21 protein-coding genes are annotated in these 21317 nt (G+C 48.1%); 10 read left to right on the top strand and 11 right to left on the bottom strand.

Annotated elements, in window-relative coordinates; all coding sequences use genetic code 11:
• Positions 1-32: 32 nt before the first annotated feature.
• The 4 genes from Q4491_RS07200 to sdhC are packed head-to-tail and all read right to left on the bottom strand — an operon-like array spanning position 33 to position 3248.
• Complete coding sequence (locus tag Q4491_RS07200) at positions 33-746, bottom strand: succinate dehydrogenase iron-sulfur subunit (RefSeq protein WP_027252631.1); 714 nt, start codon at positions 744-746, stop codon at positions 33-35.
• Between the two features lie 13 nt (positions 747-759).
• Entirely contained in the window at positions 760-2526 is a 1767-nt protein-coding gene (sdhA, locus tag Q4491_RS07195) for a succinate dehydrogenase flavoprotein subunit (RefSeq protein WP_192014848.1), read from the bottom strand.
• Positions 2527-2874: a succinate dehydrogenase, hydrophobic membrane anchor protein gene (sdhD, locus tag Q4491_RS07190; RefSeq protein WP_046219395.1), complete on the bottom strand. Its 348-nt coding sequence runs from the start codon at positions 2872-2874 to the stop codon at positions 2527-2529.
• A complete protein-coding gene (gene sdhC, locus Q4491_RS07185; RefSeq protein WP_027252634.1) occupies positions 2868-3248 on the bottom strand; it encodes a succinate dehydrogenase cytochrome b556 subunit in 381 nt (126 codons plus the stop codon). The genes sdhD and sdhC overlap by 7 nt, the downstream gene beginning before the upstream one ends.
• A 417-nt stretch (positions 3249-3665) precedes the next feature.
• Between sdhC and Q4491_RS07180 the strand changes: the two genes are divergently transcribed.
• The gene (locus Q4491_RS07180; protein ID WP_192014846.1) at positions 3666-4955 is read left to right on the top strand and encodes a citrate synthase; all 1290 of its coding nucleotides are present in this window, start codon (positions 3666-3668) and stop codon (positions 4953-4955) included.
• An 81-nt stretch (positions 4956-5036) separates the two neighbouring features.
• On the opposite strand, the gene Q4491_RS07175 is transcribed toward Q4491_RS07180, so the two are convergent.
• On the bottom strand, positions 5037-5795 hold the full coding sequence (locus tag Q4491_RS07175) for a Nif3-like dinuclear metal center hexameric protein (RefSeq protein WP_303456023.1): 759 nt from the start codon (positions 5793-5795) through the stop codon (positions 5037-5039).
• A 165-nt stretch (positions 5796-5960) separates the two neighbouring features.
• Positions 5961-6167 carry a DUF2517 family protein gene (locus tag Q4491_RS07170; protein ID WP_218384123.1) on the bottom strand — a complete coding sequence of 69 codons (207 nt, stop codon included), beginning with the start codon at positions 6165-6167 and terminating at the stop codon, positions 5961-5963.
• A gap of 124 nt (positions 6168-6291) precedes the next feature.
• Between Q4491_RS07170 and Q4491_RS07165 the strand changes: the two genes are divergently transcribed.
• Positions 6292-7125, top strand: coding sequence for a DUF1853 family protein (locus tag Q4491_RS07165; protein ID WP_303456021.1), 834 nt, complete (start codon positions 6292-6294; stop codon positions 7123-7125).
• 71 nt (positions 7126-7196) lie between these two features.
• Here Q4491_RS07165 and pgm read toward each other — a convergent pair whose 3' ends face one another.
• Both pgm and seqA read right to left on the bottom strand, forming a co-directional pair.
• Positions 7197-8843, bottom strand: coding sequence for a phosphoglucomutase (alpha-D-glucose-1,6-bisphosphate-dependent) (gene pgm / locus Q4491_RS07160; RefSeq protein ID WP_303456019.1), 1647 nt, complete (start codon positions 8841-8843; stop codon positions 7197-7199).
• 41 nt (positions 8844-8884) lie between these two features.
• Complete coding sequence (gene seqA, locus Q4491_RS07155; protein ID WP_192014841.1) at positions 8885-9427, bottom strand: replication initiation negative regulator SeqA; 543 nt, start codon at positions 9425-9427, stop codon at positions 8885-8887.
• A 101-nt stretch (positions 9428-9528) separates the two neighbouring features.
• On the opposite strand from seqA, the gene Q4491_RS07150 reads away from it, so the two are divergent.
• The 3 genes from Q4491_RS07150 (at position 9529) to fldA (ending at position 11333) form a co-directional block, all read left to right on the top strand.
• Complete coding sequence (locus tag Q4491_RS07150; RefSeq protein WP_303456017.1) at positions 9529-10308, top strand: alpha/beta fold hydrolase; 780 nt, start codon at positions 9529-9531, stop codon at positions 10306-10308.
• A gap of 65 nt (positions 10309-10373) precedes the next feature.
• Positions 10374-10595, top strand: a complete 222-nt coding sequence (locus tag Q4491_RS07145; RefSeq protein WP_027252641.1) for a DUF2788 domain-containing protein — start codon at positions 10374-10376, stop codon at positions 10593-10595.
• Between the two features lie 210 nt (positions 10596-10805).
• Entirely contained in the window at positions 10806-11333 is a 528-nt protein-coding gene (gene fldA / locus Q4491_RS07140) for a flavodoxin FldA (RefSeq protein ID WP_192014839.1), read from the top strand.
• 41 nt (positions 11334-11374) lie between these two features.
• Here the strand turns inward: fldA and Q4491_RS07135 are convergent, their stop codons facing one another.
• Complete coding sequence (locus Q4491_RS07135) at positions 11375-11893, bottom strand: DUF4442 domain-containing protein (protein ID WP_237794333.1); 519 nt, start codon at positions 11891-11893, stop codon at positions 11375-11377.
• Positions 11894-12095: 202 nt separating this feature from the next.
• On the opposite strand from Q4491_RS07135, the gene fur reads away from it, so the two are divergent.
• Positions 12096-12545: a ferric iron uptake transcriptional regulator gene (fur, locus tag Q4491_RS07130; RefSeq protein WP_192014837.1), complete on the top strand. Its 450-nt coding sequence runs from the start codon at positions 12096-12098 to the stop codon at positions 12543-12545.
• A gap of 81 nt (positions 12546-12626) precedes the next feature.
• Here the strand turns inward: fur and glnS are convergent, their stop codons facing one another.
• Together glnS and nagE are read right to left on the bottom strand one after the other, a co-directional pair.
• Positions 12627-14288, bottom strand: a complete 1662-nt coding sequence (gene glnS / locus Q4491_RS07125; RefSeq protein ID WP_192014836.1) for a glutamine--tRNA ligase — start codon at positions 14286-14288, stop codon at positions 12627-12629.
• 168 nt (positions 14289-14456) lie between these two features.
• Positions 14457-15947, bottom strand: a complete 1491-nt coding sequence (gene nagE, locus Q4491_RS07120) for an N-acetylglucosamine-specific PTS transporter subunit IIBC (RefSeq protein WP_303456011.1) — start codon at positions 15945-15947, stop codon at positions 14457-14459.
• Positions 15948-16202: 255 nt separating this feature from the next.
• Here nagE and nagB point away from each other — a divergent pair, with 255 nt between their 5' ends.
• The 4 genes from nagB (at position 16203) to Q4491_RS07100 (ending at position 21115) form a co-directional block, all read left to right on the top strand.
• On the top strand, positions 16203-17003 hold the full coding sequence (gene nagB / locus Q4491_RS07115) for a glucosamine-6-phosphate deaminase (protein ID WP_303456009.1): 801 nt from the start codon (positions 16203-16205) through the stop codon (positions 17001-17003).
• Positions 17004-17019: 16 nt separating this feature from the next.
• Positions 17020-18156 (top strand): N-acetylglucosamine-6-phosphate deacetylase, encoded by a 1137-nt coding sequence (gene nagA, locus Q4491_RS07110; RefSeq protein WP_218384126.1) that lies wholly within the window; start codon positions 17020-17022, stop codon positions 18154-18156.
• A gap of 2 nt (positions 18157-18158) precedes the next feature.
• Positions 18159-19373: an ROK family protein gene (locus tag Q4491_RS07105; RefSeq protein WP_218384128.1), complete on the top strand. Its 1215-nt coding sequence runs from the start codon at positions 18159-18161 to the stop codon at positions 19371-19373.
• Positions 19374-19528: 155 nt separating this feature from the next.
• Entirely contained in the window at positions 19529-21115 is a 1587-nt protein-coding gene (locus Q4491_RS07100; protein ID WP_192015054.1) for a cation:proton antiporter family protein, read from the top strand.
• Positions 21116-21317: the final 202 nt, after the last annotated feature.

The following is a 21317-nucleotide window of genomic DNA, read 5'->3' as shown; positions in this document are numbered from 1 at the left end:
TGCTCTGCTGGCATATCGATAATTCTATAGATTTACACCGAACGTTTAAGCAACATAGATCGGATATTGCCGATTGCTTTCGTCGGGTTGAGCCCTTTTGGACACACGCTGACACAGTTCATGATGCTGTGGCAGCGGAACACGCTAAATGCATCATCAAGATCGGATAAGCGCTCTTCAGTTGCCGTGTCACGACTGTCGATTAACCAACGGTACGCCGCCAGCAAGCCTGCAGGACCGATAAACTTGTCCGGGTTCCACCAGAATGACGGACATGAGGTCGAGCAACAGGCACACATAATGCACTCGTACAGGCCATCAAGATGCGCACGCTCTTCCGGAGACTGCAGGTTTTCCCGCGCAGGCGGGTGCTCGCTGTCATTAATCAGGAACGGCTTCACCTTGGCATAGTTGGTGTAGAACTGCTCCATATCAATGATAAGGTCACGAATGACAGGCAAACCCGGCAACGGACGAATCACGATCGTTTTCTGATTCATCAACGCCGACAGCGGGGTAATACAGGCCAGGCCGTTCTTGCCATTCATGTTGATACCATCAGAACCGCAAACACCCTCACGGCATGAACGACGGAAAGACAGCGATGGATCCTGCTCTTTCAACAGAATCAGTGCATCCAGAACCATCATGTCAGAGCCTTCAGGCACTTCCAGCGTATACCCTTTCATGTGCGGCGCGTTATCTACATCAGGGTTATAACGGTAAATCGAAAAATTCAGTTTCATGTTGTTACCTCCCTTAGTAAGTCCGCGCTTTAGGCGGGAATGCGTCACGATGTACTGGTGTCATATTTACATCACGCTTGGACATCTGCTCTGTCTCTGGGTTGTAAATAGAGTGACACAGCCAGTTAGCATCATCACGCTCTGGGAAGTCAAAACGGGCGTGAGCACCACGGCTTTCTGTACGGTAGTTAGCCGCTACTGCCGTCGCATAGGCGGTTTCCATCAGGTTATCCAGTTCCAGACACTCGATACGCTGTGTGTTGAATTCGCTGGATGTGTCATCCAGACGTGCTTCTTTCAAACGCTCGCGGATTTCTTTCAGCTGACTCAGGCCTTCAGCCATGGCTTCGCCTTCACGGAATACTGAGAAGTTGTTTTGCATGCAAGATTGCAGATCTTTACGGATTTGTACCGGATCTTCGCCTTTTTGCGTGCTGTTCCAACGGTTCAGACGAGTCAGAGAGGCTTCAATGTCTGATTCTGTGGCCGGACGTGCTTCTGCCTGAGCCGCTAGGGTCTCACCCAGATGCAAGCCAGTCGCGCGACCAAATACAACAAGGTCAAGCAGGGAGTTACCGCCCAGGCGGTTTGCACCATGTACAGACACAGAGGCAATTTCACCACAGGCAAACAGACCCTGAACTTCTTCGTCCTGACCATTTGCGTTTTGCTTAATGGCTTGTCCGGAAACCTGAGTCGGTACACCACCCATCATATAGTGACAGGTTGGAATCACCGGAATGGGCTCTTTCACTGGATCGACGTGCGCAAAGGTACGCGACAGTTCAAGAATGCCTGGCAAACGAGATTCCAGAACATCTTTACCCAGATGATCCAGTTTCAGTTTGATGTGCGGTCCCCATGGGCCATCGCAACCGCGGCCTTCACGGATTTCCACCATCATTGAACGGGCAACAACGTCGCGGCCCGCCAGATCTTTCGCGTTGGGTGCATAGCGTTCCATGAAACGCTCACCGTCTTTGTTCAGCAGGTAGCCACCTTCACCACGACAACCTTCAGTTACCAGTACACCTGCGCCGGCAATACCGGTTGGGTGGAACTGCCACATTTCGATATCCTGCATGGGTACACCCGCACGCAATGCCATACCGACACCGTCACCGGTATTAATGTGTGCGTTAGTGGTTGACTGATAGATACGGCCTGCACCACCTGTTGCCAGGATTGTGGCCTTGGATTTGAAGTAACAGACTTCACCGGTTTCCATACACAGCGCGGTACAGCCCAAAATGGCACCGTCCTGGTTTTTCACCAGATCCAGCGCATACCACTCAGAGAAAATCGTGGTCTTATGCTTAACATTTTGCTGATACAGCGTGTGCAGTAAAGCGTGACCGGTACGGTCTGCTGCTGCGGCTGTACGCGCGGCCTGCTCGCCACCGAACTCTTTTGACTGGCCACCAAACGGGCGCTGATAAATACGACCATTATCAAAACGGGAGAAAGGCAGACCCATTTTTTCTAGTTCAATGACTGACTGCGGGCCATTTTTACACATGTATTCGATGGCATTCTGATCGCCAATATAGTCCGACCCTTTTACCGTGTCGTACATGTGCCATTCCCAGTTATCCGGATGCGAGTTACCTAACGCAACTGTGATACCGCCCTGCGCAGATACGGTGTGAGAACGGGTAGGAAACACTTTAGACAGCAAGGCACATTTCAGGCCCTGCTCAGAAATTTGTAGTGCAGCACGCATACCTGCACCACCAGCGCCGATTACTACGGCATCAAACTCTCGAACTGCAATGCTCACTTACGCACCCCACACAATAAAGAAACCAGATAACAGATAAACAAAAAGCACAGCGACAATTGCAAACATCAGACCAGCGCGTAAAAAGGCAGGTTTAATGTAGTCAGTCAGTACTTGCCACATTCCAATCCAACCGTGAATCAGAACGGAGGCCAACGCCAGCATAGTAAAGACTTTTGTGCTTAGTTTTGAAAAGAACGCTGTCCAGGTTTCAAAATTCAGCTCAGGGCCAAAAGCGAAAAAGCACACCATATAAATGGTATAAAGAGTGAGGATAATTGCGGTTGCACGAATCAGAATAAAGTCGTGAACACCATTACGTCCAATAGTTGAAACGTTGCTTACCATACCAGGCCTCCTGCAAACACAGACAGAACCGCCACAATTGCAAAACTGATTTTCGCACTTGTGGTGCCAGATTCCAGCTCTTCAAAATATCCCATATCCATGATCAGGTGACGGATACCCAAAACAATGTGATAGAAGAGTGCTGTCAGCACACCCCAGAGGATAAATTTGACAAAGAAGCTGTCAACGATGTCAGCGGCTTCAGCAAATCCTTGGGGAGAGGAAAGAGACAGGTTCAGTAGCCACAGCAGGATGGCAAGGGAAACAAATGTGATCACGCCCGATACACGGTGCAGGATTGACGAAATCGCAGTCAGCGGAAAGCGTATCGTCTGTAGGTCGAGGTTGACAGGTCTTGGCTTGTTAACTTTCACGGTCTTTGCCCACTCAGCTCCATAGAAGCGTTTTATTTTTATAAAACCTCCGGTATGCGTACGCCAAAACAAGCGCAACAAAGGCACAACAACTGCGCTACATTTACTTAGCACAAGCATATGTACAGCAAAGCAAAAGTCGTTTCAGCTAAGTAGCTAATATTACTAATAACTTTATCATTGTTTCTGGCGATGGCAGAACCAGAGACCTGCGGCCGAGTATACGCCTCGCAACAATCAATTACAAACCCCGTTACATGACCTCTAACACGGTTTGAGATATTGACCCGCTTTTACTTAAAGTTATTAACAAGCGCACACTCCCGAGAAGAGGAATTGACAACAACATGACCGAGCTGTACAAAGACGGCACATCCGATTTCGGATTAGGATTATAAAATAACAAAGGAGATTGTTATGGCAGACAAGAAAGCTACTCTTCATATTGAAGGGAAAGCACCGGTCGAACTGCCGATTCTCGGGGGCTCACTAGGTCCAGAAGTACTGGATGTTCGTAAACTCGGCGCATCTGGCTATTTCACTTTCGACCCAGGTTTCTTAGCTACTGCATCATGTGAATCTCAAATTACTTTCATTGATGGTGCGAAAGGTGTGCTGCTTCACCGTGGCTATCCAATCGACCAATTAGCTAATAACGCTGATTATTTAGAAGTCTGTTACATTCTGCTATACGGCGAAGTTCCTACCCGCGCCCAGTATGAGCAATTCCGCAAAACTGTAACCCGCCATACTATGGTGCATGAGCAAATCGCAAGCTTTTTCCACGGTTTCCGTCGCGATGCTCACCCAATGGCAGTAATGTGTGGTGTTGTCGGTGCGCTGGCAGCCTTCTACCATGATTCACTGGACATCAATAACGACGAGCACCGCGAAATCACTGCATTCCGCCTGCTGTCAAAAATGCCGACTCTGGCTTCAATGTGCTACAAGTACTCTATTGGTCAGCCGTTTATCTACCCTCGTAACGATCTGGATTACGCTGAAAACTTCCTGCACATGATGTTTGCAACACCATGTGAAGAATATGAAGTCAGCCCGGTAGTTGCTCGCGCTATGGATAAAATCTTTACCCTGCACGCCGATCATGAGCAGAATGCGTCTACCTCTACCGTACGTCTGGCAGGTTCTTCAGGTGCTAACCCGTTTGCGTGTATTGCAGCTGGTATCGCTTCGCTTTGGGGCCCAGCTCACGGTGGTGCCAATGAAGCCTGTCTGCGTATGCTTGAAGAGATTGGCAGCGTGGAGAATATCCCAGAGTTCATCGAACGCGCCAAAGACAAAGATGATCCGTTCCGTCTGATGGGCTTCGGTCACCGTGTGTATAAGAACTATGACCCACGTGCAACCGTAATGCGTGAAGCTTGTCACGAAGTGCTGCAAGAGCTGAAAATCCAGGATCCACTGCTGGATGTCGCGATGGAGCTGGAACGTATTGCCCTGTCTGATGAGTACTTTGTTGAGAAGAAACTGTACCCGAACGTGGACTTCTACTCAGGTATCATTCTGAAAGCTATCGGTATCCCAATTTCTATGTTTACCGTTATCTTTGCAATGTCTCGTACTATCGGCTGGATCGCACACTGGAATGAAATGCACAGTGATCCAAACAACCGTATCGGTCGTCCGCGTCAGCTGTATACCGGTCATCAGCAACGCGATTTCCAACCGCTTCACGAGCGTGAGTGATTGATTAATAGCTTGCTAACATAAAACAAAAAGGTTGAGCTGATGCTCAACCTTTTTTAATTGTTTCATCCGTTTGTTAGGTCACACCGGATTATCAATATCCACAAAGGTGACATCAAAATGATGCTCATCAGCCAGCCATTCACCCAAAGCTTCAACACCGTACCTCTCGGTCGCATGATGTCCCGCACTGAAGAAATGAATTCCCTGCTCCCGCGCCGTATGTACCGTCCGCTCTGACACCTCACCCGTAATATAAGCATCCAGACCCTGTGCAACAGCGAGATCGATAAAATCCTGACCACCGCCGGTACACCAACCCACAGTTTTGATCAGATCAGGACCACTTTCGCCAATATGTAAGGGTTTGCGATTAAGCACCTTCTCAATACGCGCAGCGAGTTGTTCACCAGTAAGCACCGTTGGAAATTCTCCGTAAACTGCAACAGGATGCGGATTGCCAGACTCCAAGCCCCCCAGATGCTTTATGCCTAGTTGATCGGCGAGCTGAGCATTATTTCCCAGTTCCGGATGGACATCCAAAGGCAGATGATAAGCATAAAGATTAATGCCATTCTCGATCAATGCTTTAATTCGTCGGTATTTCATCCCGCGAATTTCCGAAGGTTCATTTTTCCAAAAGTAACCATGATGAACCAGCAAAGCATCGGCTTTCATTTCAATGGCTTGATCGATTAATGCCTGACAAGCAGTCACACCGGTTACAATTTTTTGTACCTCGCAGCGGCCTTCGACTTGCAGTCCATTCGGACAGTAATCTCTGATTAAGTGCGGACTCAGTAATGTATTTAACAATGATTCGAGTTTGAGGTTGTTCATGCTTGCTTCCTTTTGAGCTGTTACTGGTATTTTAACCAACTCGGGAGCAACAGAACCAGCAGGAACGAAAAAGCGGGGGCATAAAGCGAGTAAATAGCGACAAAAAATGCTGCCAAAGGCAGCATTTCATCTGTGATACCAGTAAGCTAGTCATTGACGACAGATTCAATATAGCTCTTGTGCACCTTGTTCAGAGTGCTGCAGCCAAACCGGCTTGGTACTGGTTTTCAACCAGACTTTATGCAGATAACTATAAGCACGTGATTTTACAGACGCAGGCATAAATACCATAACCGGAAAACTCAGCACGCCTGCCATCACAACGCAGGTACGGCGCACAATGATTTGTTGAGTAGATAAAGGGGTGAACATGATAGCCTCCTGAGTAACCAACTGGTCATACCTCTACACTTTAGCGTATTTTTGAAATTTTACTACTTTTTATTTTGTATTTTGTTGTTAAAAGCAAGTTAAATCCAGATTAAGACTTAATTTAATGAATAATATCAACGAAAATGTAACAAAAGAACACAGAGATAACATCAGGCATTTTCGCAATGTGCTGAACATGCCGGTGTTGACACAAGGCGTAGACTACCAGGTCAATGATGCGTGGCTGGGCAGGTTCAGAGACAGAGCAATCATCCCGGCGAAAGCGCAGTACGAAGGTAACCAAAGACTCGGTTTTTATTACCAGTGGCTGTGGCAGCAACTCATCAGTCACCACCCCGATTTTGACCTTGTAGGAGAAGAGATACAGCTGCACGAAGCAAAGCGCACGCTGGGGGCCATTGATTTTCTGGTGTTTAATAAACAATCTAAGCAATTAGAACACTGGGAAGTGGCCATTAAGTTTTATCTGGCTTATCAACAGCAATGGCTGGGGCCAAACTCAGCGGATAACCTGGATAATAAAATCAATAAAATGGTTCAGCACCAATTAGCAATGACTCAGCATCAGGCTTACAAAGATCAGTATGCCAAATCGCTGGGTCAGCCTTCCTGTCAGCGACTGATTGTACAGGGGAGACTTTTCGATCACTTCCGGAATGAAGAGTCAGGTTCCGCCTTGCCCATCAATCCTGATGTTAATAAAGGGCTTTGGTGTTTCCAGAGTCAGGCAGAAGAATTATCGTTAAAAATCCTCACCAAGAGAGACTGGCTAACCCCCCCCTGCTATTCATCAATGTCAGCTCTGATGGCATCTTCGGCTATCACAGTTCCGACTCAGGGTATTGCTGATGACAATCAGGTCTGGTTCATTGTTCCTGACCACTGGCCACTACACAACCGAGACAAGCACAAGCATTATCGGCAGCCGGTTTCGTGACCGTTCAGAAGCCAATCAATGGGCAATAAAAAACCCGCAGCAAAGGCTACGGGTTGTCAAACGGAGATGGCTTACAGACCCGCGTTCGAAAAGACATTACTGACAATCTTCTGCGCTTCATCTTCTATCTGGCGAAGATGCGCTTCGCCTTTGAAGCTTTCACAGTAGATCTTGTAAATCTCTTCAGTACCTGAGGGCCGCGCCGTGAACCAGCCATTCTCAGTGGTAATTTTCAACCCACCGATTGCAGCACCATTACCTGGCGCATGGGTCAGACGGGCCGTAATGGTATCACCAGCCAATGTGTCAGCCTTCACCATTTCAGGAGACAGTTTGGTCAACACGGCTTTTTGCGCGCTGTTTGCTACGGCCTGCAATCGGCTGTAACAGCACTCACCATGCTTTTCGGTTAAGGTCTGATAATACTGTTGCGGGTTCATACCTGTCACCGCAGTGATTTCTGCCGCTAACAGGCAGAGTAAAATACCGTCTTTATCGGTTGACCAGGGTGTACCATCCTTGCGCAAAAAGGATGCACCCGCACTTTCTTCACCGCCAAAGCCAAGCTCACCACTGTACAGGCCATCAACAAACCATTTGAAACCCACTGGTACTTCACACAGTTCACGTCCCAGATCAGCCACAACGCGGTCAATGATCGCACTGGAAACCAGTGTTTTGCCCACGGCCACCTTGTCATTCCAGTCAGGACGATGACGGTACAAATAGTCGATGCAGACCGCAAGGAAATGGTTAGGATTCATCAGACCGTCCGGCGTCACAATCCCGTGACGGTCAAAATCAGGGTCATTACCAAAGGCCAGATCATAACTGTCTTTATGCGCCAGCAAGCCAGCCATCGCATAAGGTGACGAGCAATCCATCCGCACCACGCCATCTTTATCCAGGCTCATAAAGCGGAACGTCGGATCCACAGACTCATCAACCAGTGTTAGATCCAGGTTATAGTGACGCCCTATCTCGCGCCAGTATTCGATCCCGGATCCGCCCAGAGGGTCGACCGCCAGCTTCAGCTTAGCTTTTTGAATCGCGGCTATGTCGATGACATTAACAAGATCAGCCACATATGGCTTAACTAAATCCTGCTCCGTCACACATTGGCTGGACAAAGCCTCAGAAACGCTCACCCGCTTCACTGACGCTAAGCCTTCGGCAATCAACTGGTTAGCCCGGTTTTCAATAGCTGTAGTAATTGCCCCTTCAGCCGGCCCACCATGAGGCGGGTTATATTTAATGCCGCCATCCTGCGGAGGATTATGTGAAGGCGTGATCACAATGCCGTCGGCCTTCTCAGCATGACAGAGGTTAAATGTCAGAATGGCATGAGAAATACCCGGCGTGGGTGTGTAACCCTGCTCCGCCTGCAGTACCACATTTACGCCATTGGCCACCAACACTTGCAGGGCAGAAAGCAGCGCCGGTTCAGATAAGGCGTGCGTATCCTTCCCTAAAAACAGCGGTCCGGTAACACCTTGCTCGCGGCGAACATCGGCAACAGCCTGAGCGATTGCCCAGATATGATGTTGATTGAAGGTTCCCTTATCGGCACAGCCACGATGGCCTGAGGTACCGAACGCTACACGCTGGGCAACATTGGAATGATCGGGTTCAATCAAAAAATAATTGGCCACAAGAGCCGGAATGTTATGCATGTCTTCTTGCCGGGCTTGCAGCCCGGCACGAGGATGGATCGCCATCAACATATCCTTGTACGTCAATAAAGCCGCATCAGCGACAATTAAATTTCACCGCAAACTTTTTCTACAATATCTTGTGTGAACTGCATTTTTTGCATCAGCTGTTCAATCATCTGACGTTTACGGTCGGTATTTGTATTGGTGATCACCCAAAAAGGCGTTTCAGGAATGGCTTTCGGTTTAGTCGTCTTGCCGCTGTTCAACAGTTTTTCTTCACTGTCAGCGAAATAAATGCGGGTTCGACCTTTAATCGCCGTCGCATCGGTGAAAGCCTGAGGATCGATACGATAGAGCGTAGACAGCACCAGCATAAAACGGCCAATGGCCCTTTCCTGACCAGCAAACTCATCAGAAATCAGCAGCGAGCGCATGGCTTTGACCCTGTCTTCCGACTGTGGCAAGTTGCCTGCATCTTTGCTAACCACAATGCCTTGCGCAGCTTTAGGGCGTGCTGGCATGACAGGTTGACTATTGGAGTCCTCCAGCAATAAACGACGCAGAATATCTGACGCGCTTTCACCAATGTGCCGGGTCTGGCTGGCAATATAACGATATAGCTCTTCGTCTACCTCAATAGTTTTCATCGTAGTGTTCATTATCGTTCCGTTAAAAAATCACCGTGAGATTATAACGTGAAGCGAAGGTATACTCTACGGCAAAGCGTTAACAACAAGAGAAATAGTCTGTGAATCTTCATTATCAAATACAGGGTCAAGGCCAGACGGTCGTTCTTATTCATGGCTTATTTGGCAGTGCGGACAACCTCGGCCTGCTCGCCAGAGTGCTCAAAGAACAGTATCAAGTCATTAGTCTTGATCTGCGCAACCATGGCCGTTCTCCGCATAGTGATCACTTCACTTATTCAGAAATGGCACAAGATGTGGTTGATGTGATCAATCAACTCGAGATCGAAGATTTCAGTGTGATTGGTCATTCCATGGGCGGCAAAGTGGCAATGGCAATGACCGAACTGGCTGGAGAGCGGATCGAAAATCTGATTGTGCTTGACATGGCACCAGTGGCTTATCAGGTCCACCGCCACCAAAATGTGTTCGCCGGTCTTAAAGCTGTCAACCAACAAACAGTCACCAGCCGGAAAGAGGCTGAGCAGCTTTTATCGCAGCATGTTATGGAGCCCGGTGTACGCCAGTTCCTGCTCAAGTCTCTGTATAAAGAGCAAGAATCTTTTCAGTGGCGGTTCAATGTCAATGCTCTCATCAATAACTACAGCACCATCATGGGCTGGTCAGCTGTATCGCCCTTCTCTGGCCGAACATTATTCATTAAAGGTCAGGATTCAGAATACATTCTGGCAGAGCACCGCGAACACATTGCCAGCCAGTTCCCGCACGCCAAGGCCCATATGGTAGCGAATACCGGCCACTGGCTTCATGCCGAGAAACCTGACACGGTAAACCGTATCATTCTCAGTTTTTTAGAGAAGGATACACAGCCTAACAATTAACACGCACTGCTCACTGTGCTATAGTGCGCGCCGGATGCAAGTCTGCTCTTGCGAAGGAGAAACAGATGTTATACGAGCACATGGACCTGCTGGAGTCAGTCGGACTTGATTTATTGTTCGCGGCCATCTTCTTTTTCATTGGTATGGCGATCAAAGATGTCCTCAAGCAAGGCAATGTGCCTCCATTTGGTCGAAAAATCGTCTGGCTGGTCTTGTTTTTAGGGTGCTTTGGATTCATATCGAAAGGTGTGATTCAGATGACAATGGAAGGCGTAGGGATAGGATAATATCCGCTAACGCCTGCTAGCTGGCTCAGAAAGCGTAATGAGAAGACTAATTATAAAGGTTTTTCTCCCTTAACTGACGCCAGAGTCATCGACAAATGTTATTATCAGGCATTCAGTCAGCGCTAGAATTAACTGGCAGCCTGTTCAATTTATGTAAATCGCCAGCCTGTCTGTTGGCGGTCAACAACTAAAACACGGGTAATCTCTACTATGGCGAGTGTAGGACTCTTCTTTGGTAGCGACACTGGTAACACAGAAGCCGTCGCTAAAATGATCCAAAAGCAACTGGGTAAAAATCTGGTTGAAGTCAAAGACATTGCTAAAAGCAGCAAAGAAGACATTGAAAATTTCGACCTGTTACTACTGGGTATCCCGACCTGGTATTACGGCGAAGCGCAGTGCGATTGGGACGATTTCTTCCCTGAACTGGAAGGCATTGATTTCGAAAACAAGCTGGTCGCTATTTTTGGCTGTGGTGATCAGGAAGATTACGCTGAGTATTTCTGCGACGCCATGGGCACAGTGCGTGACATCGTTGAAGGCCGCGGCGCCATCATCGTCGGCCACTTTCCAACAGAAAGCTATGAGTTTGAAGCATCAAAAGCATTGGTAGACGACGGACATTTTGTTGGGCTGTGTATCGATGAAGACCGTCAGCCTGAGCTGACTGACGAGCGCGTCGAGAAATGGGTTAAGCAAATTTACGAAGAAATGTGTCTGGCCGAGCTGGCTGACTAATCTTACCGCTAGGTTGTTAAAAACGCGCCGAGGCGCGTTTTTTATTGCTCACTGACACACTCACTCGAACAGTTTTCACCTTCTTCAAGCTCTGCATTCCGGTACTGTGGTTTCTTACGTACATAAAGCACGCGCTTCACTTGGGCAACTACCTCACCTTTGCTATCAGCAACATTGACGACAAATTCAGGAAAATATTTATCTCCGCCGGCAGTGGATCGCTTTATATCCTCAATACACTGATCTGAGATAGTGAACACCGCTTTCAAATCTGTCTGGCCAGGCTTAAGAAAGTTCACTTCGGCCTGTTTATCCCAGACAAAATACTCTTTCCCGAGGATACCCATCAGCATCAAGGCATAAACAGGGTCGGTCAGTGAAAAAATACTGCCACCATACTGGGTCCTGTTGGCATTCTTATTCCACCATCTCAACTTCAGGCAAATTTCCACATGCCGGAAATCTTCACTGATGTGCAGGATTCGAATGCCAGCCCCCCAGAAAGGTGGCCAGATATTGAGCGCAAATTTTACGATACCGGGCTTATAGAACTTATTCACACCAACGCGTCCTTATGATCTGGTACGATGAGTATAGTATGCCTTTTTAACATTTATATCAGGCGAATAAAAGTCACAACTTTCCTAGACCCATTAAGCATTAAGGTTTATTGTTGTGCTGTCGTCACTTATAATGAACAGATATGAGAAAGACTACCGTAACCTTCCATTTTCCTGTTACGGCTAGCCAAAGGAAACTCGAATGTCAGATAACAACCAAGCACTTAAACAAGCAGGATTAAAAGTCACACTTCCGCGTCTGAAAATTTTGGAAGTACTTCAGAATCCTGAGTGCCAACATATCAGTGCCGAAGATTTATACAAAAAGTTGATCGATATTGGTGAAGAGATTGGCCTGGCCACTGTTTACCGAGTGCTGAACCAATTTGATGATGCAGGAATTGTCACCCGTCACCATTTTGAAGGTGGCAAGTCGGTATTCGAACTGTCTACCCAGCACCACCACGATCATCTGGTTTGCCTGGACTGTGGTAAAGTCATTGAATTCTCTGACGATATCATTGAAGATCGTCAGAAGCAGGTCGCCGAACGCTATAACATACGTCTGACCAACCACAGCCTTTATCTGTATGGTCACTGCACTGCCGGTGATTGTAATAAAGATGAAAGCCTGCACAACGAAAATAAATAATCACGCTTACATCGATAAAAAAACCAGCCATATGGCTGGTTTTTTTAGATCAGGCAACAATCAAATCACAATCTGAGTCCATCAGTCTGCAATTTTTGCCCATGAATCACGCAGACCCACAGTTCGGTTGAACACTAAGTGCTCAGCCGATGAATCTTTGTTATCCGCACAGAAATAGCCCATACGTTCAAACTGGAATGCATGCTCAGGCGCAGCTGCTGCCAGGCTCGGCTCGACAAAACCATTCATCACGATCAGTGAATCCGGGTTAATCGTCGAAGCAAAGTCCTCTGCTGCACCCGGGTTAGGTACAGTGAACAAACGATCATACAGGCGAATTTCAGCAGGCAGTGCCTTTTCTGCTGACACCCAGTGAATCACGCCTTTCACTTTGCGGCCATCTTCAGGATTTTTACCCAGCGTATCAGCATCATAGGTACAGAAAATAGTGGTAATCTTACCGTCGGCATCTTTCTCAACCCGCTCAGCTTTAATGACATACGCACCACGTAAGCGTACTTCTTTACCCAAGACTAAACGCTTGTACTTCTTATTGCCTTCTTCACGGAAATCTTCACGTTCAATGTACAGATCACGGCTGAATGGCACTTCACGCTCACCCATTTCGGGTTTATTAGGATGATTACCCACGGTGAGAATTTCTGTATCACCAAAGTTTTCGATCACTAACTTCACCGGATCCAACACGGCCATGGCCCGAGGTGCGTTCTCGTTCAAATCGTCACGGATACACGATTCAAGAGAGCTCATCTCAATGGTATTGTCCTGCTTGGTGACACCAATACGCTGACAAAACTCACGAATAGAAGCAGCCGTAAAGCCACGTCGACGTAAGCCCGAAATTGTCGGCATGCGAGGATCATCCCAGCCTGAAACCAGCTGTTCAGTCACCAGCTGGTTCAGCTTGCGCTTGGACATGACTGTATATTCCAGGTTCAGGCGGCTGAATTCATACTGACGAGGTTGAGACTCAATAGTAATGTTATCCAGCACCCAATCGTACAGACGACGGTTGTCCTGGAATTCCAGGGTACACAGCGAGTGCGTAATACCTTCCAGCGCATCAGAGATACAGTGGGTGAAATCGTACATCGGATAGATGCACCACTTATCACCTGTCTGATGGTGAGTTGCGAAGCGTACGCGGTACAGCACAGGATCACGCATAACCATAAACGGCGATGCCATATCAATCTTGGCCCGAAGCGACATTTTGCCTTCTTCGACTTCGCCATTTTTCATTTTCTCGAACTGCGCCAGATTCTCGGCCACAGGACGGTCACGATAGGGGCTTGGTTTACCCGGCTCAGTCAACGTGCCGCGATACTCACGCATTTCTTCTGGTGTGAGTTCATCAACATACGCCAGGCCTTTGTTGATCAGTTCCAAAGCGTAGCCATACAGCTGATCGAAGTAGTTAGATGAGTAGCAAATCTCACCGCTCCACTCAAAGCCCAGCCAGTTTACGTCTTTCTTAATCGACTCTACGTATTCGATGTCTTCTTTTTCTGGGTTTGTGTCATCAAAACGCAGATTACATTGTCCCTGGTAATCCTGAGCAATACCAAAGTTCAGGCAGATAGACTTCGCATGGCCGATATGCAGGTAACCATTCGGCTCAGGCGGAAAACGTGTGTGGACGCTGGTGTGCTTACCACTGGCTAAATCCGCATCAATAATCTGGCGGATAAAATTGCTTGGACGAGCTTCAGATTCACTCATCAATTACACCTCGTGCGCTAAAAGGATCTTCGAACCTGTTATGATCCACAAATACAGGTCATGACTCAACAATTAGTGTGCATTGAATCATGATTAGGGCAAAAAAAAGCCGACCCTGACGGGCCGGCCTCACTTTCAGTTATCTTTCGCTATCAGATTAACTGTCTATTATGGCAGTTTGACTGCAGACAGGTCTTCTGACGCCGGGATTTTCTTCATCTCACCGGCAACGATCTCAGCCAGTGGGCCAAGAATAACTTGCAGGTTATTTGAACCTAATTTCACAACACCCATAGCACCCAGTGCTTTCAGTGTTTTCTCGTCAGCCAGACTGCTGTCTTTCAGTGTCAGGCGCAGACGAGTGATACAGGCATCAATATTTTCCAGGTTGCCGTGACCACCCAGGGCTTTCAGATATTGTTTTGCCAGCTCACCAGTTTCCTGAGAACCAGAAGCCAGCACTTCATCTGAATCAGCATCTTCACGACCCGGTGTTTTAAGATTGAACTTCACGATAGCGAAACGGAAGATCGCATAGTAAATCGCGAAGAATACCAGGCCCTGAACAATCAGCATGTACCATTGAGTTGCCAGCGGGTTTTTCGATTGCAGTACCATATCAACCATACCGGCAGAGAAACCGAAGCCGGAAATCCACTGCATGCTGGCTGCGATATATACAGAGATACCGGTCAGAACGGCGTGAACCACATACAGTGCTGGCGCCAGGAACATGAAGGCAAATTCCAGAGGCTCAGTAACACCTGTGAAGAATGAAGCGAAGGCAGCGGCAATCATGATAGACGCGACTTTCTCTTTGTTCTCAGGTTTAGCTGTGTGATACATAGCCAGTGCCGCACCAGGCAGACCGAACATCATGATTGGGAAGAAGCCACCCATGTAGATACCTGTCTGACCAGGTACAGCTACACCGTCAGCAATAGACTTAGCGCCACCAAGGAAGTTCGGCAAGTCATTAATACCCGCAACATCGAACCAGAATACTGAGTTCAGTGCATGGTGCAGACCAACAGGGATCAGCAGGCGGTTGAAGAAGGCATACAGACCCGCACCTACATCACCCAGGCCCTGGATACCTTCACCGAAGTGAACCAGACCGCCGTAGACGTGAGGCCATACGTACATCAGGACAAATGCCAGGAAGATACCGGCAATGGATGTCAGGATAGGCACCAGACGTTTGCCACTGAAAAAAGCCAGTGCCTTGTGCAGTTCAACCGTTGAGTAACGGTTATACAACTCAGCCGAGACGATACCTACCAGAATACCGACGAACTGGTTTTCAATTTTACCGAATGCCGCAGGAACAGCACTTGGGTCGATACCCTGAATTTGAGCAACGGCCGCTGGAGAACAAAGAGTGGTGACAACAAGATAGCCAACGAAACCGGAAAGTGCTGCTGCACCATCTTTATCTTTTGACATACCGTATGCGACACCGACAGCAAACAGTACAGACATGTTGTCGATAATCGCGCCACCGGCTTTGATCAGGAAAGCTGCCAGTGCGCTGTTGGCACCCCAGCCGTTCGGATCAATCCAGTAACCTATACCCATGAGTATTGCGGCGGCAGGCAGCGTGGCGACCGGCACCATCAAAGCCTTACCTACTTTTTGAAAATATCCAAGAATATTCACCCTTAGTTCCCCCTATGGTTATCTTAGATGCGGTTGAGATAACTTATTTTAGCTACCCGATTAAGTAAGTTGCAGTGTATGCCTTTAATTTCGCCCCGCAAATTAAAACCTTATCATTTGTGATCCCAATCACCAGCATTTGGCGGGTTTGAGCGATTTTGCTAGCCCGGTCATAAAACTTATTTTATTATTCGAAAGAAAGGCGATATACCGCTAAAATTCTCAAGTATTCTTTTCTAGCAACGAGGTGTTACCGTGAGACTTATCCCACTGAACAACGCGAACGAAGTTGGTTTGTGGTCAGCACACTATATTGTTGATCGTATTAACAAATTCAAACCAACTGCAGACCGTCCATTCGTACTAGGTCTGCCTACCGGCGGTACCCCTCTGACCACCTACAAACGTCTGATTGAGCTTTATAATGCAGGCGAAGTAAGTTTCAGACATGTGGTGACATTCAACATGGATGAGTACGTTGGCCTATCCTCAGACCATCCGGAGTCCTACCGCAGCTTCATGTTTAACAACTTCTTTAACCACATTGATATTCAGGAAGAAAATATCAATCTGCTGAACGGTAACACGGACGATCACCAGGCAGAATGTAAGCGTTATGAAGATAAGATTAAATCATTCGGCAAGATCCATCTATTCATGGGTGGTGTTGGCAACGACGGGCACATTGCGTTTAATGAGCCGGCTTCTTCACTGGCCTCCCGTACACGTATCAAAACCCTGACCGAAGATACCCGCATCGCCAATTCCCGATTCTTTGATGGTGATATCACACAAGTGCCTAAATACGCACTGACTATCGGGGTTGGCACACTGCTGGACGCGGAAGAAGTGATGATACTGGTGACAGGCCATAACAAAGCCCAGGCACTTGAAGCTGCTGTAGAGGGTTGTGTGAACCATTTGTGGACTGTCTCTGCGCTGCAATTGCATCCGAAATCACTGATTGTGTGCGATGCCCCTGCCACACAGGAACTGAAAGTGAAAACCGTTCGCTATTTCCAGGAACTGGAAGCAGAAAACATCAAACACCTTTAACTGATAGGAAGTGTTCATGTACGCGCTGACCAACTGCCGCATTTTTACAGGTAGCGATGTGCTGGATAACCACGCTGTTATTATTGACGGAGTGAACATTCACGCTGTATGTCCTGAGGCAGAGCTACCTGCCGATATGCCCACTCAGGATCTTGACGGAGCAAACCTGTCTCCAGGCTTCATCGACCTTCAGCTTAATGGCTGTGGTGGAGTGATGTTTAATGACGAAATCACTGCAGACACCATACAGACCATGCATCTGGCAAACCTGAAATCAGGTTGTACGAGTTTTTTGCCCACGCTCATCACCTCTTCTGATGAGGATATGAAAGCTGCGATCGCTGCAGCGCGTGATTACGAAAAGCACTACCAACACCAGTCTCTGGGTTTGCATCTGGAAGGCCCCTATCTCAATGTCATGAAGAAAGGCATCCACAGTGTCGAGCATATCCGGCGCTCAGATGAGGCCATGATCGCTACACTTTGCGAGAACGCTGACATCATCACCAAGGTGACACTGGCACCGGAGCAAACCCCGGCAGAGCACATTGAGCGACTCGCAGAGGCTGGCATTGTCGTGTCCGCAGGACACACCAATGCGACCTATGCAGAGGCACGAAAAGGGTTTGCCGCCGGCGTTACTTTTGCCACCCATCTGTTCAATGCCATGACACCCATTGCTGGCCGCGAGCCTGGTATGGTGGGTGCCATCTATGATACGCCCGAGGTATACACAGGTATCATCGCCGATGGCTTTCATGTCGACTACGCCAATATTCGCATAGCCCACAGAATTAAAAAGGAAAAATTAATTCTGGTTACAGATGCAACAGCACCGGCAGGAGCAGACATAGATCACTTTATTTTTGTCGGTAAGAAAGTATATTACCGCGATGGCAAGTGTGTTGATGAAAACGGCACACTCGGCGGTTCAGCCCTGACAATGATTGAAGCTGTTCAAAACAGTGTTGAACATGTAGGTATTGCCCTGGACGAAGCGATTCGCATGGCCACCCTTTACCCTGCCCGTGCCATAGGTATGGATAAGACACTGGGGGCTATCAAAAAAGGCATGGTGGCTAACCTGGCAGTTTTTGATCGTGATTTCCGTGTCCGGGCGACAGTGGTTAACGGAAAATACGAGCAAACATAACTATGAATGGCGGACAAATCGGTAATGTCGACCTGGTAAAACAGCTGAATAGTGCAGCGGTTTACCGACTCATTGACTTGCAAGGCCCAATTTCTCGCATACAAGTGGCAGACGTAAGTCAATTAGCCCCGGCCAGCGTGACCAAAATAACCCGCCAATTGCTGGAACGCGGCCTCATTAAAGAGGTCGCACAGCAGGCTTCAACCGGTGGCCGACGAGCCATCTCGCTGACAACAGAAGCAGCTCCCTTTCACTCTGTCGCTGTCCGTCTGGGCCGCGATTATATCGAACTGACCCTGTACGATTTAGGTGGTAAGAGTCTGGCTGGCACAGCTCATCACTTTCCCTACTCAAATCAACAAGAACTGGTTGATGGCTTACTTGAGCATATCAGGCAGTTTATCGGTGCCAATCAGACCATTCTGAGAGAGCTGATTGCTTTTGGCATTACCCTTCCAGGCCTGATTGACCCGGAAAAAGGCATTGTCGAGTACATGCCCAACATCTCGGTCGACTCTCTGGCTCTGGCAGATATCATTACTGATAAATATGGCGTTTCCTGCTTTGTCGGTAACGATATCCGCGGGCTGGCATTAGCTGAGCATTATTTTGGCGCCAGCCAGGACTGCCGCGACTCCATTCTGGTCAGTGTCCACCGTGGGACAGGAGCAGGCATTATCGTCAATGGCCAGGTATTTCTTGGTTATAACCGCAACGTCGGTGAAATCGGCCATATTCAGATTGACCCACTCGGTGATAAATGCCAGTGCGGTAACTTTGGCTGTCTGGAAACTGTTGCCGCCGATCCGGCGATTATTCGCCATGTTAAAGCGCTCCTGGCACAAGGTTACCCAAGCAGCCTACAAAAACTCGAAGATGTCACTATGCCTGCTATCTGCGAGGCAGCCAATCAGGGTGATGAGCTGGCAACCCAGGCCTTAGTCAAAGTGGGTTACCAGCTAGGTAAAGCCCTGGCGATGACAATTAACCTGTTCAACCCACAGAAAATCGTTGTGGCAGGGAATATCACCTTAGCCAAGGACATTATCTTTCCCGCAATCCGCCGATGTGTTGAAACCCAATCGCTGTCAACCTTCCACCAGTCGTTGCCTATCGTTGAGTCTCAGCTCTATACGCAGCCGACTATTGGTGCATTTTCCATGATCAAACGTGCCATGCTAAATGGCGTTCTGCTGCAGCGCCTGCTGGAAGATTAATTCTACGCCGGGAACCCCTTCCCGGCTGACCTCTCAAAAACCCTGTTTTTTGTAGGGCATGTATCGCCACAGACATGCCCTGTGCTATATTCCCCCATCAATGCAACTAATTGAAATACCAACGCTTATCAATAGTCTGGAAATCACATTTCATGATGGATCTGATTTACATTATCGCCGCGTTTCTCGCCGGCTATCTGGCACTGCGTGCCAAGCTCCCGCCACTAGTTGGATTTTTATTGGCAGGATTTACTTTAAATTCATTCGGTTACGCCTCCACACCTGTTATTGATACACTTGCTGATCTGGGCGTAACCCTTCTGCTTTTTTGCATCGGGCTAAAGCTTGATGTCAGAACCCTGCTACAAAAAGAGGTGTGGGCCGGCGCCACAATACATAACCTGCTCACTACCCTTATCTTTACGCTGGCACTGTTCGGTTTAAAGCAGCTCGGTTTAGGTATCTTTAGCGAGCTAGAGCTAACACAGCTCGCTTTGCTGGGCTTTGCCCTCTCTTTTTCCAGCACAGTATTTGCCATCAAGGCGCTGCAGGAAAAAGGGGAGCTGAACGCAACCTACGGCACTATCGCCATAGGTATTCTCGTCATGCAGGATATTTTCGCGGTTATATTTCTTACGGCATCAACCGGAAAGCTACCAGAGATCACCGCACTGGCCTTATTCGCATTGCCCCTGCTGCGTCCCTCATTGTTTAAGATTATGGATAAAGCCGGTCATGGTGAAATGCTGGTACTGTACGGCATTTTCCTGGCGCTTGTCGCCGGTGCCGGTTTGTTCACTTTTGTTGGCATGAAAGCCGATCTCGGCGCACTGATAATGGGAATGATGCTGGCGGCCCATCCTAAATCCTCTGAGCTGTCCAAATCACTGTTTAACCTCAAAGAGCTTCTGCTGGTTTTCTTCTTCCTCAACATTGGCCTGGCCGAGCCTGCAACGTGGACAGGCTTCTGGCTCGCGATATTGCTGCTGGCCTTATTGCCGTTAAAAGGTTTACTTTACTACCTGGTTTTCCATTGCTTCCATTTTCGGGTACGTACTTCGCTTCTCGGCACTTTAACACTCTTTAACTACAGCGAATTTGGACTGATTGTCGCAGGGCTCGCCTACAGCCTGGGCTGGTTACCGGGAGATTTTCTTGTCGCTATAGCTATCGCCGTGTCGCTCTCTTTCCTGTTATCAGCGCCGCTGAACAGTTTCAGCCATCGTATCTATATGGAAAGTACCCGCTGGCTTAAAGAATTTGAGCCGGACAAGCTCAACAGCAATGACAGGCTGATTGACTTAGGCAATAAACAGATTCTTATTCTGGGCATGGGTCGTATTGGTACCGGAGCTTATGAAGAAATGATCCGCCGCTTTGGTCCGCAAGTCGTCGGTATTGAAAACCGGGAAGAATCTGTGGAAGAACATGCCAAAGAAGGCCGCCACGTCATTCTCGGTGATGCGACCGACCCAGACTTCTGGGCCCGGGTGGTCTCTCGCCATCAGACGCGGTTAATACTACTGGCCATGCCGCACAGCCAGGCAAATGCGTTCGCTCTCGAGCAAATCAGGCAACTTGGCTATAAAGGGAAGATTGCCGCTATCGCCCGCTACGAAGATGAAGAAGCGACCTTAAGAGAGCTGGGCGTCGATGCCGCTTTTAATATCTATCGTGAAGCTGGCAACGGTTTTGCTCGCCATGTCTGCGAGTCGGTGACTACCGACATCAAATCCTTTTAATTGACCCCAAGATTACTGCACGGCAGCGAAAGTTGCCGTTCAGTATTTGGTCCAAAAACCTCCTGATTTAAGATTTCATTCGGTTAAACTCAATTTAATTAAATAATATTCACCAAAGGTGAGTTTATTACATTGATATGGGATTTTTAGTTGCTTTTGTTTGTTGAATACGCAATTTTAACAATCAGAACGAAACAAAAGC

Source organism: Photobacterium sp. 2_MG-2023, assembly GCF_030547675.1.
Taxonomy (GTDB): domain Bacteria; phylum Pseudomonadota; class Gammaproteobacteria; order Enterobacterales; family Vibrionaceae; genus Photobacterium; species Photobacterium arenosum.
Note: the sequence above shows the minus strand (reverse complement) of the source record. Positions and strands in the feature narration are given on the sequence as shown.

Excerpts from the sequence above, each read along its gene's own strand:
- Q4491_RS07105 (WP_218384128.1), top strand. The coding sequence starts at position 18,159 with ATGAATGGCGGACAAATCGGTAATGTCGACCTGGTAAAACAGCTGAAT.
- Q4491_RS07200 (WP_027252631.1), bottom strand. The coding sequence starts at position 746 with ATGAAACTGAATTTTTCGATTTACCGTTATAACCCTGATGTAGATAAC.
- sdhD (WP_046219395.1), bottom strand. The coding sequence starts at position 2,874 with ATGGTAAGCAACGTTTCAACTATTGGACGTAATGGTGTTCACGACTTT.
- Q4491_RS07180 (WP_192014846.1), top strand. The coding sequence starts at position 3,666 with ATGGCAGACAAGAAAGCTACTCTTCATATTGAAGGGAAAGCACCGGTC.
- glnS (WP_192014836.1), bottom strand. The coding sequence starts at position 14,288 with ATGAGTGAATCTGAAGCTCGTCCAAGCAATTTTATCCGCCAGATTATT.
- fur (WP_192014837.1), top strand. The coding sequence starts at position 12,096 with ATGTCAGATAACAACCAAGCACTTAAACAAGCAGGATTAAAAGTCACA.
- Q4491_RS07170 (WP_218384123.1), bottom strand. The coding sequence starts at position 6,167 with ATGTTCACCCCTTTATCTACTCAACAAATCATTGTGCGCCGTACCTGC.
- seqA (WP_192014841.1), bottom strand. The coding sequence starts at position 9,427 with ATGAAAACTATTGAGGTAGACGAAGAGCTATATCGTTATATTGCCAGC.
- Q4491_RS07165 (WP_303456021.1), top strand. The coding sequence starts at position 6,292 with ATGAATAATATCAACGAAAATGTAACAAAAGAACACAGAGATAACATC.
- Q4491_RS07145 (WP_027252641.1), top strand. The coding sequence starts at position 10,374 with ATGTTATACGAGCACATGGACCTGCTGGAGTCAGTCGGACTTGATTTA.
- pgm (WP_303456019.1), bottom strand. The coding sequence starts at position 8,843 with ATGGCGATCCATCCTCGTGCCGGGCTGCAAGCCCGGCAAGAAGACATG.
- fldA (WP_192014839.1), top strand. The coding sequence starts at position 10,806 with ATGGCGAGTGTAGGACTCTTCTTTGGTAGCGACACTGGTAACACAGAA.
- Q4491_RS07175 (WP_303456023.1), bottom strand. The coding sequence starts at position 5,795 with ATGAACAACCTCAAACTCGAATCATTGTTAAATACATTACTGAGTCCG.
- Q4491_RS07100 (WP_192015054.1), top strand. The coding sequence starts at position 19,529 with ATGGATCTGATTTACATTATCGCCGCGTTTCTCGCCGGCTATCTGGCA.
- nagA (WP_218384126.1), top strand. The coding sequence starts at position 17,020 with ATGTACGCGCTGACCAACTGCCGCATTTTTACAGGTAGCGATGTGCTG.